Origin of the sequence: Mizugakiibacter sp. (assembly GCF_039680435.1) — a bacterium.
In the GTDB taxonomy this organism is placed as follows: Bacteria; Pseudomonadota; Gammaproteobacteria; order Xanthomonadales; family Rhodanobacteraceae; genus Mizugakiibacter.
This window is the reverse complement of record NZ_JBDKSX010000141.1, coordinates 86419-107292: the sequence shown is the minus strand read 5'-3', so window position 1 is coordinate 107292 and position 20874 is coordinate 86419. Positions and strand designations below refer to the sequence as shown.

The following is a 20874-nucleotide window of genomic DNA, read 5'->3' as shown; positions in this document are numbered from 1 at the left end:
GCTGGCATCGCTGGCTGCGCCACCTGGGCGACGACGGCCGCGTCGAGGTGGCACCGCTGCCGGCCCGGCAGGCCGCCGCGCACGTCGCGCTCGGCCTGCTCGGCGCGCTGGCGCTCGGCTTCGCCATGCACCGCTGGACCGACGCCGCCCTGCCCTGGCTGGACGCCGCGCTCACCGCCTTCAGCCTGGTCGCCCAATGGTGGCAGGGCCGCCGCCACATCGCCGCGTGGTGGCTGTGGATCGCGGTCGACGTGGTCTACATCGGCGAATACGTCTACAAGGCGCTGCTGATCACGTCGGTGCTGTACGCGGGGTTCATCGTGCTGGCGATCGTCGGACTGCGCAGTTGGCGGCAGGCCGTCCGCCACGCTGAGCCGGAGGCGATGCGGGCCGGCGCCTGATGCCGCCGCCGGATGTTCTTCCGGCGGCGCAAAGGAAGATGGCCACGGATCGGGACGTGGCCGTGCTCACGCGGGCCGATCCCCGCGCAGCGCGCGGAACACCCGCACGATCGCCGCCGCGCTGCGCGCCGCGTCGTCTTCCGAGGTCGCCCAGTTCGACACCGAGACGCGCATCGCGGCCATGCCGTGCCAGGTGGTGCCGCTCAGCCAGCAGGTGCCGTCGCGCTGGACGCCGGTGACGACATCGCGCGTGATCGCGTCGTCGTCGCCGAAGCGCACCAGCACCTGGTTCAGCACCACGTCGTTGAGCACGCGCACGCCGGCTTCGGCGGCGAGGATGCCCGCGATCTGGCGCGCGCGGGCGCAGCAGCGGTCCACCAGCGCCTCGACGCCTTCGCGCCCGAGCGTGCGCAGCGTGGCGTAGACCGGCACGCCGCGGGCGCGCCGCGAGAACTCCGGTACCCAGTCGACGGCGTCGCGCTCGGCGCCGCCGGTCTGGATCAGGTAGGCGGCGGCGGACGTCATCGCCGCACGGTGGTCCTCGGCGTGGCGGACGATGGCGACGCCGCAGTCGTAGGGCACGTTCAGCCACTTGTGCGCGTCGGTGGCCCAGGAATCGGCCAGCTCGACGCCGTCGGCCAGCGCCTTGTGCGTGCGGCTGGCGCGCGCCCACAGACCGAAGGCGCCGTCGACGTGCAGCCACGCGCCGGCGTCGTGGGCGATGCCGCCGATCTCGCGCAGCGGGTCGAACGCGCCGGTGTTCACGTTGCCGGCCTGCGCGCAGACGATCGTCGGCCCGTCGAACGCCGCCAGTACTTCGCGCAGCCGCTCGGGACGCATCCGCCCCTGCGCATCCGCTTCCACGCGCCGCAGCGCGCGCGTGCCGAGGCCGAGATAGCGCATCGCCACGTCGATGGTGACGTGCGATTCGGCGGAAACGACGATGTTGACGCGCGGCGCGCCGCTGAGTCCGTCCGCCTCGACGTCCCAGCCGACGCGGCGCAGCACGCCGTGACGCGCGGCGGCGAGGCAGGTGAAGTTCGCCATCTGGCAACCGGTGACGAAGCCGACGCCCGACGCGCGCGGCAGGTCGAACAATTCCAGCAGCCATTCGCCGGCGACCTCCTCCACCACCGCCGCAAGCGGCGAGGTCGCATGGATGCCCGCGTTCTGGTCCCACGCCGAGGTGAGCAGGTCGGCGGCGAGCGCCACCGGATGGCTGCCGCCGATCACGAAGCCGAAGTAGCGCGGCGATGCGCTGGCGACCGTGCCGCGTTCGCCCTGCGCCGCCAGCAGGTCGATCACCGCGCCGCCGTCCTCGCCCCGCTGCGACAGCGGCGCGCGCAGGGCGGACAGCAGCTCGTCGCGGCCGGCGCGCGCGCCGACGTGCCGTTCGGGCAGATGGCGCAGGTACTCGGAAGCATGGGCGCGGGCCCGCTCGAGCAGGGGATCGAATGTCCCGGTCAGCATGGCGGCGAGTCCCTGGGTCGAAGTCCCGCCAAGTATGCAGCGGGGTCGAACCGGCGGTACAGCGCGCCCCGGCATCGGGCCCGAGCGCCGCCCTGCCGCACCAAAGCGAGCCTGCAAGCGCTCAACCCATGCCAACTTCAGCGGCGTGCCGGGCAAGGCCGGGCGCATCGCGGCAAGCGCACGCCGATCCGGGTTTCGCGTGCTTTGTTTTCCCGCAGCGTGAAGTTTCCGTAACGCGCACGACGGAACGAGCCCGCTCCGGCCCCGCCCTTGATACACATCAACATTGCGCCGCGATACGGGCCATAGCGTGCCGAACGCGCATCGCCGATCTTGCGGCGTGCTTCATCGACAGGTGGCTCAGATGGCCAGGACAATCGCAGGATTTCCCCCGGAAGCGGCCGAGCGCAGCATGCGTGCGCAATGGGGATGGTACGTGGCACTCGGCGTCGTGCTGCTGGTCCTCGCCGTGGTGGCGGGCATGAACCTGTACGCCGCAACCGTGGCGTCGGTGTACATGGTCGGCATCCTGATGCTGGTCGGGGCGCTGGCGCAGATCGCGCACGCCTTCCAGGTACGCCACTGGGGCGGGGTCGTCGCCTGGCTGCTGGCCGGCCTGCTGTACGGCGCCGCCGGCATCTTCGCATTCGCCAATCCGTTGCTGGCCGCCGCGACGCTCACCCTGCTGCTCGCGTTCGCGCTGATCGCCTCCGGCATCATGCGCGCCTGGTGGAGCACCTCGCTGCGCCCGCTTCGCGGCTGGGGCTGGATCGCTGCGTCGGGCGTGATTTCCGCCGTCGTCGGCGTCGTCTTCATCGCCGGCTGGCCGCAGAACACGCTGTGGCTGCTCGGCATGATCCTGGTCCTGGACCTCGCCTTCCAGGGCGCGACCGCGATCGCGTTCGGCCTGGCCCTGAGACGCCTCGGGGCGGAGTCGGGACACGCCACCCTTTGATCGCGACCGCCGCGCGGCGGTCGCGCCGCGCGGCGACGCCAGGCACGGCAAGCCCCGGAAAACCGCGCGAAGCGGACGTCATGCGCCCGACTGCCGTTCGCACCGTCTTCGTGCGCGCGTCTACGCCTCATGCGCCGCTTCGGCGGCCATCGCCTCTGCCCGCGTCGCGTGCACCGTGCCCGGCGCATGCTGCGGCGGCGCGTAGATCGTATACAGATGCAGGGGCTCGTCGCCGGTGTTGATCAGGTTGTGGCGCGTGCCTGCGGGCACGACCACCATCGATCCTTTCTCCACCTCGCGACGACCTCCGTCCAGCACCGCCGCGCCCTCGCCCTCAACCAGGATCAGCACCTGATCGACGTCGGCGTGGGTTTCCTCGCCGATGTCCTCGCCGGGCCGCAGGCACATCAGCACCACCTGGCTGTGCTTGTTGGTGACGATCTCGCGGCGGAAATCGCCGTTGTTCTTCGCGAGTTTCCTGATGCTGCCAGCGTAAGCCGCCATGACACGCCTCTCGTCGCACGGGACTCCATCGTGCGGACGCGGGCAAGGGCGGTATTGATCGGGGTCAGGGTCGGCGATCGGTGGACCGGCCGACAGGCGGTCGCTGCGGCATGCGCGGTGCGCCACGGCAGGCGCGAGCCGGCGCGACGCCCGCAGGCTTCAGCGCCTGCGCGCCAGCAGGAGCCCGATCATTGCCGCAGCGCCCACTGCCGCGGCGATCCAGGCGACGGGATGCTCGCGCATGTTTTCCCGCACGTCGTCGGTGGCGTTGCGCACGCGCCTGATGGCGCGCTCGCCGAACTCGCGCGTCCGCTCGCCCAGCTCGCCCGTCGAGTATTGGACCTTCGAAGCGAACTCGGCGGCCGCCGCCTGCGCCTCGCGCGCCGTTCTCGACAAGTCCCGGGTCAGTTTGTCGGCCGCGACGCGAACCGTCTCGGCCATCTCGCCGCGTGTTCCATTGTCTGCCAGGCCAGCCATGAAAGGATTCTCCGCGCGGGCGGCGGATGCCGCTGCGGCGAATATGCCTTCGCGGGCGCGCGTCGCATTGCGGCATGTCAAGGAAACGGAGGCGCAGCGCAACCGTCCGATGCGCGCGGCGGGTCGAACAATTCCGGCAGCCATTCGCCGGCGACCTCCTCCGCCACCGCCGCCAGCAGCGGCGAGGCCGCATGGATGCCCGCGCTCCGGTCCCACGCCGACGTGAGCAGGCCGGCGGCGAGCGCCACCGGATGGCTGCCGCCGATCACGCAGCCGAAGTAGCGCAGCGATGCGCTGGCGACCGTGCCGCGTTCGCCCTGCGCCGCCCGCAGGTCGATCACCGCGCCGGCGTCCTCGCCCCGCTGCGACAGCGGCGCGCGCAGGGCGGACAGCAGCCCGTCGCGGCCGGCGCGCGCGCCCAACGACGCAGCGCAGGTCCTGCCGGTTCGCGCGCCCCGGCCGGGATCGGCGGGCCGGGGCGCAGACGGAAAGCGTCCCGCGCCCCGGCGTCATTCACGGCGCGAGCCGCTCCGCGGCGGGCCGCACCTCGATCCACGGCTGCGCCCGCAGCGCCCGCTCGATGAAAGGTCGGTGCGAGGCGCCGATCAGCAGCACCGTGCGCGCGCCTTCGTCGCTGGCGAGTGCGCGGTACAGATAGGCCGCGATGTCGGCGTTGCGTGCGTGCCAGAGCGCCAGCCGGCGTTTTCCGGCGTCGTGCGCGATGGCGGCGCCGTCGAAGACGTCCCACTGCGCACGGCGATCCAGCACGGCGAATTCGTCGGAATTGACCCAGCGCATCAGCACCGACAGGCCGTCGTTGCGGTCGGCATGCCAGTGCGCCGCTTGCCGAGCATTGAACGCCTCGATCCCGCGCGCGACGGCCGCGTCCTGGAGGATCGGCAGCAGATCCTCCTCCAGCGGCTGCACCGCAAGCTCGTCGGCGAAGCTATCCACCATGCACAGGCGCCGGTGCCCCTGCCGCCTGGCCAGCGGAATCGCCAACGAAACGATCTCGTTGGCGGACGCCGACAGTGTGCGCAGGCGCTCGACGGCCTGGCGGCCAAGGCCCTCTCCCGCCTCGGCCTGCTGGGCATCGTTGAGGTAACTCCAGTTCAGCAGCGCCGACCAGGGCTCGTAGCCGGCCAGTTGCAGCCCGATCAACCGGCCGCGCGCCGGCAGGTCGAGTTCGCCCGGCCGGCGCTCCAGCTCGCGCGCGGCGCGCAGCGCCGCGTCCGCATCGACCGACCAGCGCACCTGCTGCTCGGGCGCCAGCCGCACCGCGTCCATGGCGAAGGTGCCGAGCAACTCGCCGTAGCGGCCCGGGTCGGCGACGAACGGCTTCACGCGGTCGCCGGGCATGGCCTCGACGCAAACCAGGGTGGGCGCGAACTTCGCCAGACGGTCGATCACGAGCTGGCGCTGTTCCGCGCTCGGCGCCGGCCGCAACTGGCCGAGGTGCGGGGTGCCGACAATCATCGCTTCCGCAGCGCGGCCCCACGCCGGCAGCAACGTCGCCTGCGCAACAAGCAGGGCAACGGCGATCAGCCGCGTGCGGCAGCGGCGCGTGCCGTCGGGGCGGACGGTTCGGGCATGGGCGTTCACGGATCCTCCTGGGGCAGTCGCGCCACTATGACGAACCTGATACTAGTAGGCCGTCCCTTCCGCGGCTCCGGCCGAAAGTCACTGTGACCCACCCTCCCGCGCACGCCGGTGCGGCCTGTCGTCCGCCCGATTGCGGGCCACGCGGCGGCTCCACGCCGACGCGTGGACGAAAACGGATCGAGGAATGCGAACCGGCGCCGCGCGCCGTGGCGCGCACTTCGGCGCCGGCCCCATTCAGCGCAACTGGCTGTCCTTGCTGCCGCGGCGGTTGTAGCCGCTGTGCACCACGTCCGCCTTGTCGGCCGCTTCCTGGCAGCGCACGCACAGGCGCACGCCGGGCACGGCCTTGCGCCGCGCCTCCGGGATTGGGGCGTCGCATTCCTCGCAGTGCGACAGGCTCGGACCGCGCGCGAGCTTGCTGCGTGCGCGCGCGATCGCGTCGTTCACGGTCGCGTCGATCTGGTCCTGCACGGCGCCGTCGCCGGCCCAGCCGGTGGCCATGGCGGTCTCCTGCATTGGCGGGGTTGCCAAAGATAGCGCAGCGCGGGTTGCGCGGTCGTTTGCGCCAAACGAACGCGGGCGTGCTGCCTTGCCTTCCCGCCTCGCCCGCCGCGCGCGCCCGCGCACGAGCCTCGGCCCCCGTGCAAATCCAGGTCGAGCAGAGCCTTCAGCACCAGGGCGATGACCAGGCCTTCCACAAACCGAACCGACGCTCCCGGCCCGGCCCACGCGCGCCGCGCGGATCGGCGGGAGCGCGGCGTCCAGGACGCGGCGGTCTCCGGGCGGAAGCTTGCCCATCGGCTCCGCGCACGGGTCGGGCGAGCAAAGCAGCCTCGCGACGAGAGCGCGATTCACTTCACCAACCTGCAGCCGAGCCGCCACGGCGGGAAGCAGCGCGTGCGCCGGCCGATCCTCGCGAATCCCGCCAGCGAAACGGCGAAGACCGCGGCCACCGTCATTCCGATCCGGTCAAAACCGGAATGCGGTATCGTTCGGCAAGCTTCGGACAAGTCGGCGGCAAGGGCGACTCCGCTCGTGGAGAAATCGTTCGGCCCGGGCCGCCGGAGCCGCCCCGTCGCCTCGGCCGCCGCGATTCGGGTCGCGCGCACCGGGCAACGCCCGCTTCTGTCAGCCACGAGGGAGGACATCCAGTGAACCACGATCAGAGCAGGCGCAATTTCCTGAAACTGGGCGGCGCGGCACTGGCCGCAGGGACGGTCGGCGCCGCCGCGGGTGCGACCGGCGCGGCCATCGCCGGCCCGTCCGGATCCGCCGCGGTCGCCTCCGGCGCGAAGGCTTCCCTGCCCAAGGCCAAGGGGCCGCGCCTGGTGGTGGTCGGCGGCGGGACTTCCGGCCTCACCATCGCCAAGTACGCAAAGCGGGAGTACCCGAAATTCGACGTGGTGCTGGTGGAAAAGCGCGACATGTACTCGTCCTGCTTTTCCAGCAACCTGTGGTACGCGGGGCTGATCAATCTGGAATTCCTCGCCGACCACAGCTTCCTGGACGCGGCGAAAAACAACGACTACATCTACTTCAACGCCACCGTCACCGGGCTCGATCGCGCGGGCCGCAAGCTCATTACCAGCGAAGGCGAGATCGACTACGACTTCCTCGTGCTCGCGCCGGGCATCTCCTACGACTACGAGAAGATCGGGGTGAAGGATCCCGAGGCGGTCGCGGCCCTGCGCCAGACCTACCCGGGCGGCTTCGTGTCGCCCACCGAGCACGTTTCCATCCACCGCAAGGTGCGGGAATTCGAGGGCGGCGTGTTCCTGCAGACCGTGCCTTCCGGCAACTACCGCTGCCTGCCGGCGCCCTACGAGCGGGCCTGCATGATCGCTTCGGTCATCAAGCGGAACAAGCTCAAGGGCAAGGTGCTGGTGCTGGATGCCAACCCCGAGATCACCATCAAGCAGGCCGGCTTCCACGCCGCCTTCGACGAGCTCTACAAGGACATCATCGAGTGGAGGCCGTCCTCGCCCGTCACCGGCGTGGATGTCGGCAAGAAACTCGTCCACACCGAGTTCGATGCCATCCCCTTCGACGACGCAGCGATCTACGCCAACGTGCGCGCCTCGACGCTCATCGAGAAACTCGGGTTGATGGCGCCGCCGAGCAAGAGCAATCAGAAGGAAGCCAACGTCGATACGCGCTTCTACAATGTCGCCGGCGACCTCCGCGTGTACGTGACCGGCGATTCGCGCCCGCAGCCCTACTCCAAGAGCGCCAACACCTCCAACACCGAGGGCCACCACGTGGCCAGGATGCTGGCGGCGCGCGCGCAGGGCAAGGAGCCGGTCTGGGCCGCCCCGCGGACCATCTGCTATTCCATGGTCAACGCGGCGCCGATGGAGGCCATCAGCGTCGATGCCGGTTACGACTACGACGCGGCGAAGGACGAGATCACCGGTTTCTCCAAGGACACCAGGACCTTCGAGAAACGCGATGCGGCCAGAGGCCAGGCCACCCTGGAGTGGGCGCGCGGCATCTATCGCGACATGTTCGAGGCGTGAAAGCTCGCCGCGGCCCCGGGCCGCGGTTGCCACGGGGAGGCCCGCATGGACCGTCGCCAATTCGTCGAAATCTGTGCGGGCGCCGTGGCCGCTCTCGCCGCTGGCACGCAACCGTCCCTGGCCGATGGCATCCAGGACTATCCCGGGGCCAAACTGGTCGACGCGCAAGGCGCCCCGCTGAAGGCGTCCGAGCTCGCTACCGACCAGGCCTATCTGTTCCATTACCCCTTCAACGGCGTGCCCTGCTTCCTGATCAATCTCGGCAAGGCAGGCGCCGACGACGGCAGGCATGCGCGGCCGGGCGGCGCGGGGACATCCGGCCGTCTCGTTTCCTACGTCGCCATCTGCACCCACCAGTTGAGCTACCCGAACCGGGCGACGAGCGTCATCCGCTACGCGGCCGAGGGCAGCGAGCTCGCGGGCAAGCCCGGCATGATCGTCTGCTGCGCGCACGGCAGCGTGTTCGACCCTTCCGCCGGCGCACGCAAAGTCAGCGGCCCCGCCGAACAGCCGCTGGTGGCCGTGCGGCTGCAACACGATCCGTCGGACGACAGTCTGTCCGCCACCGGCATCGCGGGCTCCGAGCTGATCGGCCGCTTCTTCAACGCGTACAAGGCCGACCTGATCGCGCAATACGGCCCGGGGGTTTACCGGCAATCCGTGGGCGACACGGCCACGGCCGTGCCGCTGGACAGCTACAGCGGCGTGGTTCCGCGCTGCTGAGCCGCGGTAGCGGCCGAGATGCCCAGGCTCCTCGAAGGTTCGCTGCGAACTGTACTGGGCGTGGGCCTGCTGCTCGGAGCGCTGGCGGGCTGCAGCCAACGGCCGGAGCCGACGGTCGACGCATTCCTGCAGCGCCACTGGGCCGAGCCGCTGCCGCCGCAAGGCCCGCCGCCGGCGGCGTTTTCGCCGCTGGAAGCCTCGCTCGATCCGGACGCATGCGGGCAATGCCATGCGCAGCAGTGGGCGAGCTGGCGCACCAGCCTGCACGGCAGGTCGGTCGGAGCGGGCCTGCTCTGGCAGCTCGAGCTGATGGACCGGGACGACGGCTGCCTGCGCTGCCACGCGCCGCTGGCCGAGCAGGGAGCGCTGCTGGCGCTGGAACACCACTGGGCCGACGCGCCGACGCAGCCGCTGCCCGAGTATGTGGAAGCCGGGCTGGGACACCAGGGCCTCGTGTGCGCGGCATGCCATGTGCGCGGCCACCGTCGCTACGGTCCGCCGTCGCGCGGCGCGGCCGCCGCTGGCGCGCCGCACGGCGGCTTCACCGCCTCCGCCGCCTTCGAGGACAGCCGCTTCTGCTCGCACTGCCACCAGTTCCCGGACGACGGTCCGCGCATCGCGGGCAAATTGCTGGAAGACACCTACCGGCAATGGCTTGCCAGCCCTTACGCCGGCGCGGGCGACGGCAGGCAGACCTGCCAGTCCTGCCACATGCCGGAGCGCCAGCACCTCTGGCGCGGCATCCGGGATCCGCAGATGACACGCCGGGCGATCGACGCGTCGCTGCGGGTGAATGCCCTCGGCGGCGGCCGCTACGAGGCGCGGGCGGTCATTCGCAACAGCGGCGCCGGCCACCACTTCCCCACCTACATGGTGCCCAAGGTCGAGTTGGTGTTTTACCTGCACGAAGACGGCAGCACCCGCGAGCTGGGTCGCGGGACCATCGGCTGGAGCGTCGATACCGGGCTCACGCGGGAAATCGCGGATACCCGCATCGCAGCCGGCGAAGCGCGCGATTTCCGGCAACCGTTCACCGCGCCGGACGGCGACTGGCACGTGGAACTCGTCATGCGCGTGAACCCCGCCGAGCACTACGAACGCATCTACCGCGACAGCCTGAACCACGCCGACCAGTTGCCGGCCGCCGCGGTGCCATTGCTGCGACAGGCGCTCGCCGAAGCCGTGGCGGCGCAGTATGAACTGCTGCGCATCGAGGCCAGCGCGCCGGGCGCGAAGCGGGACCGTTTCCCGCGCACGGCCGAACCGGCCGCCGCGCGCACCGATCGCAGGTCGCGTCCCGACGGGGCGTGAACCCGACCCGGCCTGCCGCGCGCCGGGTCGCATGAATCCGCGGCGGTTCCACGGGCACAATGCCCGTCACCGACCCTGAGGCCGGCCCATGAGATGGCGGCGCGCGCGACAGAGCGACCGATGCGCGCAACGGCGGCGGTCGTCGGGCCGAGGCCGGATGCGATCCGGCGCAGCCGCCGCAACAGCAAGCGATCGGTCGCGGCGATGCCGACGACGACGGCCAGCAGCCGCAAGCGTCTTCGCCAACATGATGCCTCTCCCCGGAACGCCGTTGACGGCGCGAAAGCCGTCGCCCCTTTGCCGCAGGGCGTCGACCACCCGGGAAGTCCCTGCGGCGGCCGGGTTCGCTTCCGGCGAACCGAAGCGGATCGGCGCCCCTGGGGATACCCCGATCAATGGCTCGACAGACGGCCAGTCTGCCTTCGCCGACGCGCCTGCGACCTGCGCGCAGACAGCGCCGGTGACCCCTGCACGGAATTGATCAGGGCATCCCTAGCGCTGCGCCAGCGCAAACTCGATCGCCGCGCACACCGCCGCCACCTGCGCGGCGTTGCACTGTTCGGGCGTGGCGCGCGGACTGTCGGGGTAGACCTCGGTGGTGGTCTTGTAGCGCGCGCGGGTGATGCCGGCGCACAGGCCCAGCTCGCGCAGCGCGTAGCGGATCACGCCCGGCGCGACCACGGGCGAGCCGATGATCTCGCCGTTGCGGTCGGCCGGCGCGATGTGCGTGACCTTCGCCACCGCCGCGATCACCGCCTGCTGGAACTCCGGCTGCGGATGCTCGGTGTCGTCGACCAGGTAGAAGCCGTCGGGGATCTCGCCCGGCTCGAACGGCTTGCCGTCGCGCGCGGCCAGCGCCGGGCGGAACTCGGACTCGTCGCTGTCGGTGGTCTCGTGCAGGTCGATGTGCACCAGCACGCGCTCGCGCAGCGGCGCGACCAGGCGCATCAGCGCGGCCGATTCCGCCGCCGGGCTGTCCTCGCGGAACGAGCGGTTCGGATCGAGCGCGTGCACGTTCCAGCGGTGGATGCGTTCGTAGGCCCACGGGCTGACGCACGGCGCCACCAGCAGGTTGACCCGCCCCGCATAGTCCGCCGCGTGCCGCTCGACAAACCGCAGCGCGCCGTGCACGCCGCTGGTCTCGTAGCCGTGCACGCCGCCCGTCACCAGCGCGACCGGCAATTCGTCGCGCCAGCCGCGGCTGCGGATCGCGAGCAGCGGATACCTGCCGTCCGGCGCGTAGTCCAGCTCGCCGTACGGCTCCACGTCGTAGCCGGCGCGCAGCCGCTCGACGACCGACAGCACGTCGTCGGCGTAGCTGCGCCGCTTGCGCTGGCGGCTGCGCCATTCGGCCTTTTCAGCCATGCCCCAGGGTTGTCCGGGCGTTCCGATCGGATAAGTCGGTTGGGTCATCGTCTCTGCTCGGGAAATCAGGCTGCATCCGCTCCATGCGGGAAACCGCGCCGTGCAAGGGCATGCTCGCCGATGCTCGCCGCCGGAAGAATTTCGCCGGAATGGATGCCGGCCGGGGCCTTCATGGTCGACACCGCAGCGTCAGCGTTTCGCGCCGCGCCTGCGGCGATTCCACCACCGCAGCAGGCCGTAGGACAACCGCACCTTTTCCTCCCCGACCGGCAGGTCGGTGCGGGCGAAGATCCACGACGACTTGGTGTAGGCGATCTGCTGCGCGGGATACACGCTGCGGTGGCCGATGACGAGATAGGCGGCCACGCAGGCGCCGGCGACATGCAGCAACGAACCGGCGCCGAACAGTTCCACGCCCATCAGGATCGCCGCGATCGGCGCGTTGGAGGCCGACGCCACCACCGCGGTAAGCCCCACCGCCGCGCCCTGCGCGGGCGCCAGGCCGAACAGGTGCGCGAACGCGCCGCCCAGCACCGCGCCGATCACGAACTGCGGCGTGACGATGCCGCCGTAGAAACCCGACCCCAGCGTGATCGCCACCAGCAGCGCCTTCCACAGGAAGCCGGGATACGGCATCGGCTGCCCGTGCAAGGCGCCCTCCATCATCGGCAGGCTCAAGCCGAGATAGTCGGTCGGAACGATCAGGATCAGCACCGCCAGCACCGCGCCGCCCAGCAGCGGCACGAGCGGCGGCCACAGCGCATGACGGTCGCGAAACATGCCGAACAGCCGCTTCGCCGCCTGCAGCAATTCGACGAACACCCACGCCGCGGCCCCGCACAGGATCCCGATCAGCACGGTCTTCAGGAACAGCCATTGCGTGAAGTCGCCGGCGAAGTCGACCCGGTAGACGGGATACGGCACGCCCAGCGACTTGCTGACCTCGAATGCGGTAACGCCGGCGACGATGCCGGGGAACAGGAAATCGTGGCGGATGCGGCCGATCGCCAGCATCTCCACGCCGTAGATCGCACCCGCGATCGGAGTGCCGAACACGCTGGCGAAGCCGGCGCTGACGCCACAAGCCACCAGCCGCTTGCGCAACTCGGAATTGAGCCGCAGCGTGCGGCCGATGCCGGCCGCCAGGCTGGCGCCGATGTGGGAACACGGACCTTCCTTGCCGGCCGAACCGCCGCAACCCAGCGTGATCAGCGCCGCCGCCGGCTTCACCCACAGGGTGCGAAACGGCATCTTGCCGTGCTGCTCGTTGACCGCGACGATCGGCGAGTCCTGCAAACCGCTGCGGCCCAGGCGATAGCCATAGTGCAGCAACAGCCCGTTGGCGAGCCCGCCGGCCAGCAGCAGGCTCGCCTGCAGCCACCACGGCGCTGCATAGACGTGGCCCTCGGTGGCGAACAGGACGCGAAGAAAAGCGCTGCAGCCGACGCCGACGACCGCCCCCGTCAGGATCGAAAGCACCAGCCACTGCACCACGGTCGCCAGCATGACGACGGGTTCGGCGATGTGGGGGCGTGTCATGGGGCTGGCGGGCCATGAGGCGGGCGACCGTCGATTGTAGCCGTCGAACGGGGCCGGGTTGGACCCCTTGTCGTTGCCCAAACCAAACGGCCTTCGGGATTCCCGGGACGGTTCAGTCCGTCGCGGAGCGGCTCTGCCCCCAGTTTCGGCCCCCTGTTTCGAGGCATACCGCTACCTCACCTCGACAGGCGGGATGCTCCCGCCCTACGCGGGCTTCAGCCACATCGGCGGGCGGACCACCGCCACCAGGGCGGACAGCACGATCAGGATCGCCACGCTGATCGTGAGCGGCGCCAGGCTGTGCGCAAAGCGCGGCAGGAAGGGCAGCGACTCGCCCCAGCTGTTGATCGACTGGTGCAACAGATGCGGCAGCAACACGCTGCCGGCGGTGGCGTTGAAGGTGCGCGTCAGCAGCACCGAGAACGGAAGCAGCATCAACAGGAACAGCAAGGGGGTGAAGCCGCCGGGGTGTCCGCCCTTCATGAAGAAATACGGCATGTGGAACAGCGTCCAGATCACACCCAGCACCAGCGCCGCGACCAACGGGCTCCAGCGCGACTGCATGCGCGGCAGCACGTAACCGCGCCAGGCGAGTTCCTCGGTGTTGAGGAGCAGGTACACGAGGAACGTCGGCGCGAACGTGGCCAGCGCCTTTGCCGGACCGGGCAGCGCCAGCGCAGTGAAGCCGAGCGCGTTGCTCATCAGCACCGAGGCCAGCACCACGGCCGGCGGACCGAGCAGGACGGCGGCGTAGATCCACCAGGCCGCGCGCCAGCGGACCACGCGCCCCAGCAGTTGCCGCAAACCCGCGCGTCCGCCGTTCATCCAGGCGGCCCACACGGCCACGATGCCCGGCGCGAGGATGAAGATCTGCAGCAGCTTGATATAGCCCGGCACCGCCTTCGCGCCCACCCACGACGCCATGACCTGCGGAACGGTGCCGATCCACGAGACAACGAAAATTGCGATGATCACGGCCGCCAAGGGCAGCCTTTCCTTTCCGGGCGGTGTGATGGTCGAAGTGTTCATGGCGATCCCCAGGTGTATGGGCAAAGTAGCACACACCAAATCACCATCGAACAGCGTGACAAAAGCAAGGAACAGGCTGACTGAACGAGTGCGACGGGTGGCAAAGACAGGGGGCCAAAAACAGGGAGCCGAGTAGCTTTTTCGGCGAGTCTCGTCGGGTACCCCTCTCCAGCCAAACCGGACACAGCGCTTCCCCCGCCTCCATCAGCTCCACCCAGTAGGAGAGGTCGGTCTTGGCGGGCAGCGCACCAGAAAGGGCGCTCTGACCCCTGTTTCCGGAGCGGCGCCGTGTGCCTATTCGAGCGAATGCGGGTATCTTCCATGCGACGAGCCGAAGGCACGCCGCCGCCAGGGAAATCGAGGCGATGGGGAAGCTGATTCCGAACCGCAATGCCTGCCTGCCCAGGATGACCCCGGGCGAAAAGCGACTCGCATCCAGGCTCGAAGACAAACTCGACGCAGACTATCTGTGCTGGTACGACGTTCCCGTCGGCCCCCGCCAGCGGCACCCCGACTTCGTGGTTTTCCACCCGAGCCGCGGCTTCCTGATACTCGAAGTCAAGGACTGGAAACTCGAATCCATCGCGGAGATGGATCCGAACAGCGCAACCCTGCATACGGAACGCGGCCGCGCCGTCGTTGCCAATCCCGCCCGCCAGGCACGCGAATACGCGATGGAGGTCAAGACGCTGCTGGAGCGCGACCCCGCGCTACGCCATCCCGAGGCTCACCGCCGCGCCGGCAAGCTCATCATGCCCTGGGGCTGGGGCGTCGTCCTCACGAACATCACGCGGGCACAGTTCGACGAGGCGCAACTCGAGAACTTTATCCCGCAAAACGGGGTGATCTGCAAAGACGAGATGGCCGAGTCGGTCGATCATGAAGAGTTCCAGAAACGCCTCTGGGACATGTTCATGATGCCGTTCCCGTGCCACCTCACCCTGCCGCAGATCGACCGCTTCCGCTGGAACCTCTTCCCCGAAATACGCATCCCCGAGCAGGGATCGATATTCGAGCCGCCCAAGGACGGCGGCGATGCGCTCACCCGCATTCCCGACCTGATACGCGTGATGGACCTGCAGCAGGAACAGCTCGCCCGGTCGCTTGGGGATGGCCACCGCGTGATTCACGGTGTCGCCGGGTCGGGCAAGACGATGATCCTGGGCTACCGCTGCGTGGAACTGGCGAAGCGATATGCCAAGCCGATCCTGGTGCTTTGCTACAACAAGACCCTCGCGGCGCGGCTGGAACGGCTGGTCGATGTCCATGGCGTCTCCGAAAAAGTGACGGTCGCCCACTTCCACGGCTGGTGCAGCCGGCAGCTCGAGACGTATGCCGTGCCGAAGCCCCGCAACCTCGGAAGCGCGGACGACTACGTGGAAGCGCTGGTTTCCGCGGTCATTGCCGGCGTCGAGAGCAGGGCCATCCCACGCGGCCAGTACGCCGCCGTCCTGATCGACGAAGGCCACGACTTCGAGCCCGAATGGCTGCGCCTCGTGACGCAGATGGTCGATTCCCAGTCCAATTCCCTGCTTCTGCTGTACGACGATGCACAGAGCATTTACGACGACGGCGCGCGAAGGAAATTCACCTTCGCCAGCGTGGGAATCCAGGCCCAGGGGCGCACCACCATCCTCAGGCTGAACTACCGGAACTCGCTCGAAGTCCTGGCGACCGCCAAGGCATTCGCCCAGGAGGTGATCGCCGCGCACGACAGCGACGAGGACCACATTCCCCTGATCGAGCCGGAAAGCGCCGGCCGCCGGGGACCGCTTCCCGAGCTGCTGTGCTGCAGAAACAGCAACGACGAAGCGGCCACGATCGGTGCCAGGATCCGGTCTGCGATGGACGACGGCGCAAGCCCCGACGATTTCGGCGTGCTATGTCGATTCAGCGGTAGCGCGCGCCAGGTTGCGACCGAACTCGTCAAAGCCAGAATCCCCTGCACCTTGGCGGAAGGCGACGCCAAACGGCAACTCTTCGCCGGCGCCCCGACCGTCAAGGTCATGACGATCCACTCCAGCAAGGGCCTCGAGTTCGACACGGTGTTCATCCCGGGCGTTTGCGACATCGCGGCCCGCGGACCCCAGGACTCGGACACCATCCTGAAAGAGGCCAAGCTCCTGTATGTGGGAATGACGCGCGCCCTAGGGCGCCTGGTCATGCTCCACCACAAGGACGGGCCCGTTCCGGACCGGATACGCAAGGCGATCGTCGACGTGCGGCAGCGACTCGAAGCGGCATGAGCACAGCTCGGTCCATGCGCCCCTATTCGTGCCAGCGGACAACCGCGGTCACTTCAGAAAGGGCACTCTGCCCGCCTTTTTCGGCCCCCTGTTTCGAGGCATACCGTTACCTCATCTCGACAGGCGGGATGCTCCCGCCCTACGCGGGCTGACCCCTGTTTCGCCTGTTTTGAACCCCTGTTTCGAGGCACACCGCTACCTCATCTCGACAGGCGGGATGCTCCCGCCCTACGCGGGCTGCTCGACAGGGTCTGCGCGTTGCACGCCTAGGTGCGGATGGTCGATCACGGCCATCTGCTGGTCGCGACAAAGCCTGCCCGGTCGACAACGACGACGCCCCCGCCACGCACCGCGGCGAGGGCGCCGTTCCCGCTTACGCGGCCTGCGCCGGCACCGCCGACATCAGCGGCGTCAGCGCCTGGGTGATGCGCTCCAGCTGCTCGGTGTCGGTCAGCTCGGCGAGGATGCCGATGAAGCGCGGGCCCTGCACGCCGGAGACGATGTACTGCCAGCGGTAGGCCTTCAGGATCAGCTCGCGCACGCGCGCCTGTTCCGTCGGCGAGAAGTCGCGGCCGGCGTTGGCCAGGAAGTAGTCGGCGTCGGCGCCGGCCTGCGCCTGCAGGATGCCGTCCACCGCCCCGACCAGCGCGATCAGGTCTTCCACCGCCGCGTCGCGCTCGGCCTTGCCGAGACGCGCGTCCTCGCGGCGCCATTCCAGTTCGTCGAGGATGGCGTGCTGCGATTCCTCCTTCCAGTGGAACAGGAACACGTCGCGGTACAGCTCCGACGCATCCTCCTGCGGCTGGATGCTCTGCTTGTAGTGCTGCTGGGTGAACAGCTCGATGTGGCAGGTCAGGCCCAGCACCGCCCACGTGGACTTGCTGAGCACGACCCGGGCGACGTCGTTGGGATCGACCACGATCTTGTAGCCGGCCGGCATGTCGCGCGCCACCAGCGCCTCGATGCGCCGGAACAGCTCCTGGTGCTTGAGCTCCTCGTCGCTGAAACGGATCAGCGCCTCCAGCGCCACCTGGTCGCCGAGCGCGTAGTCGCGGCTGATCTCCATGATCTTGGCGTTGATGTAGCGTTCCACCAGGCCGAAGATGTTGGCGTAGGTACGGCCCTGCACCTGGCTGAGGAAGCGCTGGCCGGCGGCGTCGAGGAATTCCAGCTCGTTGGCCAGCGACAGCGCATCGGGCAGGAACTTCTTGCCGGTCTCGAACGTCCGGCCCTGGATCACGTCGGCATCGATGTCCCAGCGCACGCGCTTGGAGGTGGCGATGCAGCGGGCGTAGCGGTCGTCATGCAATGGTTTGGACGGGGCCGCATCGATGGACCGGACGGCAGTGGCAGCTTGCATGGGGAGGTCTCCGTAAGGCGCGCCGGACCGTCCGGGCGCGTGGAGACAGTGTTCCGGGCCGGCCCGCGCGCCGACATGGGAGCGATGTCCCGACGGCGCGCCCCGGCGGCGTTCGGACGGTGACCAATGTCCCGCTCTGCTATCGTTTCGGCACGTAACGAGCGAGCCCCACCGTGCCGGCCGCATCCCAGACCATCCGCTACCTCAACACCCGCGACGGCGTGCGCCTCGCCTGGGCGGCCAGCGGCTCGGGACCGACCCTGGTCAAGGCCGCGAACTGGATCACCCACCTCGAGTACGACTGGCAGAGCCCGGTCTGGCGCCACTGGGTGACCTTCCTGAGCGAGCACTTCACCACCCTCCGCTACGACGAGCGCGGCTGCGGGCTGTCGCAGCGCGAGGTGGCCGACGTGTCCTCCGCGACCTGGCTGCCCGATCTCGAGGACATCGTCGCCGCCGCGCAGCCGGACGGGCCGTTCGTGCTGCTCGGCATCTCGCAGGGCGCCTGCGCCGCGATCGAATACGCCGCCCGGCATCCGGACCGCGTCTCGCACCTGGTCCTCTACGGCGCCTACGCCCGCGGCTGGGCCGCGCGCGGCGACCCCGACCAGGTCCGCGAAGGCAACGCGCGCGTGGAGTTCACCGAACTGGGCTGGGGCCGGCCCAATCCGCTGTACCGCCGACTGTTCACGTATCGCTTCCTTCCCATGGGCAGCGAGGAACAGCTGCGCTGGATGGACGAGCTGTGCACCCGCACGGTGTCGCCGGCCATGGCGGCGCGGCTGATGCGCAGCCGCGGCCAGGCCAACGTCATGGCTTACCTCGACCAGGTGCGCGTGCCGACCCTGGTGCTGCACGCGGACCAGGACCATGCCGTGCCCGCGAGCGAAGGCCAGAAGATCGCCGCCGGCATCCCCCACGCGCAATACGTGCCGCTGTCCTCGCACAACCACATCCTGCTCGAGGACGAACCGGCCTGGAACGCGTTCAAGGACGCCGTGCTCGACTTCACCGGCGTGCGCACCCGCGCGCAGGACGCCCGCTTCGACGCCCTCACCGAGCGCGAGCGGGCCATCCTCGAACGCATCTGCGCCGGCCTGGGCAATGCCGAGATCGGCAAGGCGCTGTTCATCAGCGAAAAGACCGTGCGCAACCACCTGACCCGCATCTTCGAGAAGCTCGGCGTCAGCAACCGCGCGCAGGCGATCGTGGTGGCGCGGGATTCAGGGTTTCGCGGTGGTTGAGGCGGCGGCTTCGGGCTGGCCGCCCAACACGCCACCACCAACACCGACGACCCGCCGGAAAGTCGACTCTGCCCCTCGTTCTCCTCTTTCAGTTACCCTGGACGAATGGGGGAGCAGGTGGACCATGTCGTCGGATCGGCATCGCGCAAGCGGTGGGGCTACGGGGCGTCAATCGCCCAGTTTCTCGCCGAAGATCCGCAACTCATCGTCGGTGAGTTGACGACCTGGTCCAGCTTTGCTGTTGACCCGTCGCAAAAGGTGGCTTGGCTGGAGCAAATCTCGCTCCTGAAGAAGCTGCTCAACCCGTACGCCGCGGCCCGCGGCGCCTTGTTCTTCGAATACGACATTCCGCGATTGGGCTTGCGGGTCGACACGGTGCTGGTTCTTGAACACGTCATATTCGTTCTCGAATTCAAAGTAGGCGCACGCGATTACTCGCGTGATGCTATTGACCAAGTCTGGGACTATGCACTTGATCTGAAAAATTTCCACGACGCGAGCCACACCGCTCCCATCGTGCCGATCCTCGTTGCCACCAAAGCCGCCACGGCTCCGCTTCGGATCACAATCGGTCACCATCAGGACAGCGTTCCCATACCTCTACGCTGCAATGACGAAAGTCTGACGGATGCCATCAAGCTCGGGCTGCAACATTTCCAGTCCGGAGGCATCGATCCCGGCCAGTGGCAACAGGGTCGCTATCACCCCACGCCCACCATCGTGGAGGCCGCCCGGGCTTTGTATGCGGGCCATACTGTTGGGGAAATCTCGCGGAGCGATGCTGGCGCCGCGAACCTGACGGTAACCGCAAACCGGCTCGCAGAACTGATTGCGAGGACACGTCAGCGCGGCGAAAAAGCCATCTTCTTCGTGACCGGTGTTCCGGGTGCCGGAAAGACGCTGGTCGGATTGGACATCGCCAATCGGCACACCGACAAGTCGGACAACCTGTACAGCGTGTATCTGTCCGGCAACGGCCCGTTGGTAAAAGTGTTGCACGAAGCATTGGCGCGAGACCAGGTGACACGTGCAAAGCTATCGGGCGAGGGCCTGCGAATTGGCGAAGCTCGGAGTGCGGTCAAGCAGTTCATCCAGAACGTCCATCACTTCCGCGATGACTGTCTGGCAAGCTCCGACGCGCCGATCGAACACATCGCACTGTTCGATGAAGCCCAGCGCGCCTGGGATCTTCACGAGACTGCCCGATTCATGCAGACCAAAAAGGGCCTGCCTGGCTTCAACGAATCGGAACCTGACTTCCTGATTTCATGCCTGGACCGACACGACGACTGGGCCGTAGTCGTATGCCTTGTCGGCAGTGGCCAAGAAATCAACCGAGGCGAAGCCGGCATCAGCGAATGGCTCACCGCCATCCGCAAGCGTTTCGAGAGCTGGCAGATCTATCTGTCACCGCGGCTACGCGAAATCGAATATCACGCGGATGCCGAACTGGAGGCCATTCGCTCAAGCTCGCGCACGCACTGGGACGGCGCCCTGCATCTTGCAACTTCGATGCGCTCCTTCCGATCGGAGCGAGTGTCTGAATTCGTAAACCTACTGCTGGCGCTGGAGGTTGAATCGGCCCGCGATGCGCTTGCGAAGGTGCTGCCGAACTTCCCGATCCGTCTGACACGGCATCTTGGTCACGCCAAGGAGTGGCTGCGGCAGCAAGCACGCGGTAGCGAACGTTACGGCATCGTCGTTTCGTCGCAGGCCCAGCGGCTCAAGCCGCACGCCATCGACATTCGCGTCAAGGTCGACCCCGTCCAATGGTTCCTCGAAAGCAAGGAAGACGTGCGGTCCTCCTACTACCTCGAAGATGTGGCAACCGAGTTCCAGGTGCAAGGGCTGGAACTCGACTGGACCTGCGTGGTGTGGGACGGCGACTTGCGCCTCAACCGCAACCAATGGGAGCACTTTAGCTTCAAGGGCAAACGTTGGGAGCGTATACACAAGGACGTTCGCCAGCGGTATCTCCTGAATGCGTACCGTGTCTTGCTCACGCGCGCGCGGCAAGGCATGGTCATTGTGGTGCCAGAAGGCAGCGCCGACGATCCGAGCCGCGCGCCGGCCTATTACGACCCAGCATTCAAGTTGCTTGCCAGTCTTGGCATCCCCGAGTTGTAGCCAGG

The 20874-nt window shown here is 68.6% G+C and carries 18 protein-coding genes; 8 read left to right on the top strand and 10 right to left on the bottom strand.

Annotated features, from left to right (window positions below; translation table 11 throughout):
- A partial coding sequence (locus ABFC67_RS15325; RefSeq protein WP_346738901.1) for a nicotinamide mononucleotide transporter family protein occupies positions 1-401 on the top strand: 401 nt, incomplete at its 5' end.
- Between the two features lie 66 nt (positions 402-467).
- Here the strand turns inward: ABFC67_RS15325 and ABFC67_RS15320 are convergent.
- Positions 468-1871, bottom strand: coding sequence for an aminotransferase class V-fold PLP-dependent enzyme (locus ABFC67_RS15320; RefSeq protein ID WP_346738900.1), 1404 nt, complete (start codon positions 1869-1871; stop codon positions 468-470).
- Positions 1872-2307: 436 nt separating this feature from the next.
- Here ABFC67_RS15320 and ABFC67_RS15315 point away from each other — a divergent pair, with 436 nt between their 5' ends.
- The gene (locus tag ABFC67_RS15315; protein WP_346738899.1) at positions 2308-2826 is read left to right on the top strand and encodes an HdeD family acid-resistance protein; all 519 of its coding nucleotides are present in this window, start codon (positions 2308-2310) and stop codon (positions 2824-2826) included.
- Between the two features lie 120 nt (positions 2827-2946).
- On the opposite strand, the gene ABFC67_RS15310 is transcribed toward ABFC67_RS15315, so the two are convergent.
- The 5 genes from ABFC67_RS15310 to ABFC67_RS15290 all read right to left on the bottom strand — a co-directional run bounded on the left by ABFC67_RS15310 (position 2947) and on the right by ABFC67_RS15290 (position 5910).
- Entirely contained in the window at positions 2947-3330 is a 384-nt protein-coding gene (locus tag ABFC67_RS15310) for a cupin domain-containing protein (RefSeq protein ID WP_346738898.1), read from the bottom strand.
- 159 nt (positions 3331-3489) lie between these two features.
- On the bottom strand, positions 3490-3807 hold the full coding sequence (locus ABFC67_RS15305; RefSeq protein WP_346738897.1) for a hypothetical protein: 318 nt from the start codon (positions 3805-3807) through the stop codon (positions 3490-3492).
- A 77-nt stretch (positions 3808-3884) separates the two neighbouring features.
- Positions 3885-4148 carry a hypothetical protein gene (locus ABFC67_RS15300; protein ID WP_346738896.1) on the bottom strand — a complete coding sequence of 88 codons (264 nt, stop codon included), beginning with the start codon at positions 4146-4148 and terminating at the stop codon, positions 3885-3887.
- Positions 4149-4320: 172 nt separating this feature from the next.
- The gene (locus tag ABFC67_RS15295) at positions 4321-5409 is read right to left on the bottom strand and encodes a DUF5694 domain-containing protein (protein WP_346738895.1); all 1089 of its coding nucleotides are present in this window, start codon (positions 5407-5409) and stop codon (positions 4321-4323) included.
- A gap of 234 nt (positions 5410-5643) precedes the next feature.
- Positions 5644-5910, bottom strand: coding sequence for a DksA/TraR family C4-type zinc finger protein (locus ABFC67_RS15290; RefSeq protein WP_346738894.1), 267 nt, complete (start codon positions 5908-5910; stop codon positions 5644-5646).
- A gap of 479 nt (positions 5911-6389) precedes the next feature.
- Between ABFC67_RS15290 and ABFC67_RS15285 the strand changes: the two genes are divergently transcribed.
- From ABFC67_RS15285 to ABFC67_RS15275, 3 genes are read left to right on the top strand one after another with little or no spacing between them, the layout of a single operon-like run.
- Positions 6390-7925 (top strand): FAD/NAD(P)-binding oxidoreductase, encoded by a 1536-nt coding sequence (locus tag ABFC67_RS15285; RefSeq protein ID WP_346738893.1) that lies wholly within the window; start codon positions 6390-6392, stop codon positions 7923-7925.
- Positions 7926-7970: 45 nt separating this feature from the next.
- Complete coding sequence (locus ABFC67_RS15280; protein ID WP_346738892.1) at positions 7971-8648, top strand: Rieske (2Fe-2S) protein; 678 nt, start codon at positions 7971-7973, stop codon at positions 8646-8648.
- Between the two features lie 60 nt (positions 8649-8708).
- Positions 8709-9959: a hypothetical protein gene (locus tag ABFC67_RS15275; protein ID WP_346738891.1), complete on the top strand. Its 1251-nt coding sequence runs from the start codon at positions 8709-8711 to the stop codon at positions 9957-9959.
- Between the two features lie 492 nt (positions 9960-10451).
- Here the strand turns inward: ABFC67_RS15275 and ABFC67_RS15270 are convergent, their stop codons facing one another.
- From ABFC67_RS15270 to ABFC67_RS15260, 3 genes are all read right to left on the bottom strand, one after another.
- Positions 10452-11372: a M14 family metallocarboxypeptidase gene (locus ABFC67_RS15270; RefSeq protein ID WP_346738890.1), complete on the bottom strand. Its 921-nt coding sequence runs from the start codon at positions 11370-11372 to the stop codon at positions 10452-10454.
- A gap of 141 nt (positions 11373-11513) precedes the next feature.
- Complete coding sequence (locus ABFC67_RS15265) at positions 11514-12863, bottom strand: chloride channel protein (RefSeq protein WP_346738889.1); 1350 nt, start codon at positions 12861-12863, stop codon at positions 11514-11516.
- Between the two features lie 204 nt (positions 12864-13067).
- Positions 13068-13892 (bottom strand): type II CAAX endopeptidase family protein, encoded by an 825-nt coding sequence (locus ABFC67_RS15260; protein WP_346738888.1) that lies wholly within the window; start codon positions 13890-13892, stop codon positions 13068-13070.
- A gap of 365 nt (positions 13893-14257) precedes the next feature.
- On the opposite strand from ABFC67_RS15260, the gene ABFC67_RS15255 reads away from it, so the two are divergent.
- Entirely contained in the window at positions 14258-16138 is a 1881-nt protein-coding gene (locus ABFC67_RS15255; protein WP_346738887.1) for a 3'-5' exonuclease, read from the top strand.
- 373 nt (positions 16139-16511) lie between these two features.
- Here the strand turns inward: ABFC67_RS15255 and ABFC67_RS15250 are convergent, their stop codons facing one another.
- Entirely contained in the window at positions 16512-17498 is a 987-nt protein-coding gene (locus ABFC67_RS15250) for a hypothetical protein (protein ID WP_346738886.1), read from the bottom strand.
- A gap of 173 nt (positions 17499-17671) precedes the next feature.
- Here ABFC67_RS15250 and ABFC67_RS15245 point away from each other — a divergent pair, with 173 nt between their 5' ends.
- The gene (locus ABFC67_RS15245; RefSeq protein WP_346738885.1) at positions 17672-18742 is read left to right on the top strand and encodes an alpha/beta fold hydrolase; all 1071 of its coding nucleotides are present in this window, start codon (positions 17672-17674) and stop codon (positions 18740-18742) included.
- A 117-nt stretch (positions 18743-18859) separates the two neighbouring features.
- Positions 18860-20869 carry a DUF2075 domain-containing protein gene (locus ABFC67_RS15240; RefSeq protein WP_346738884.1) on the top strand — a complete coding sequence of 670 codons (2010 nt, stop codon included), beginning with the start codon at positions 18860-18862 and terminating at the stop codon, positions 20867-20869.
- Positions 20870-20874: the final 5 nt, after the last annotated feature.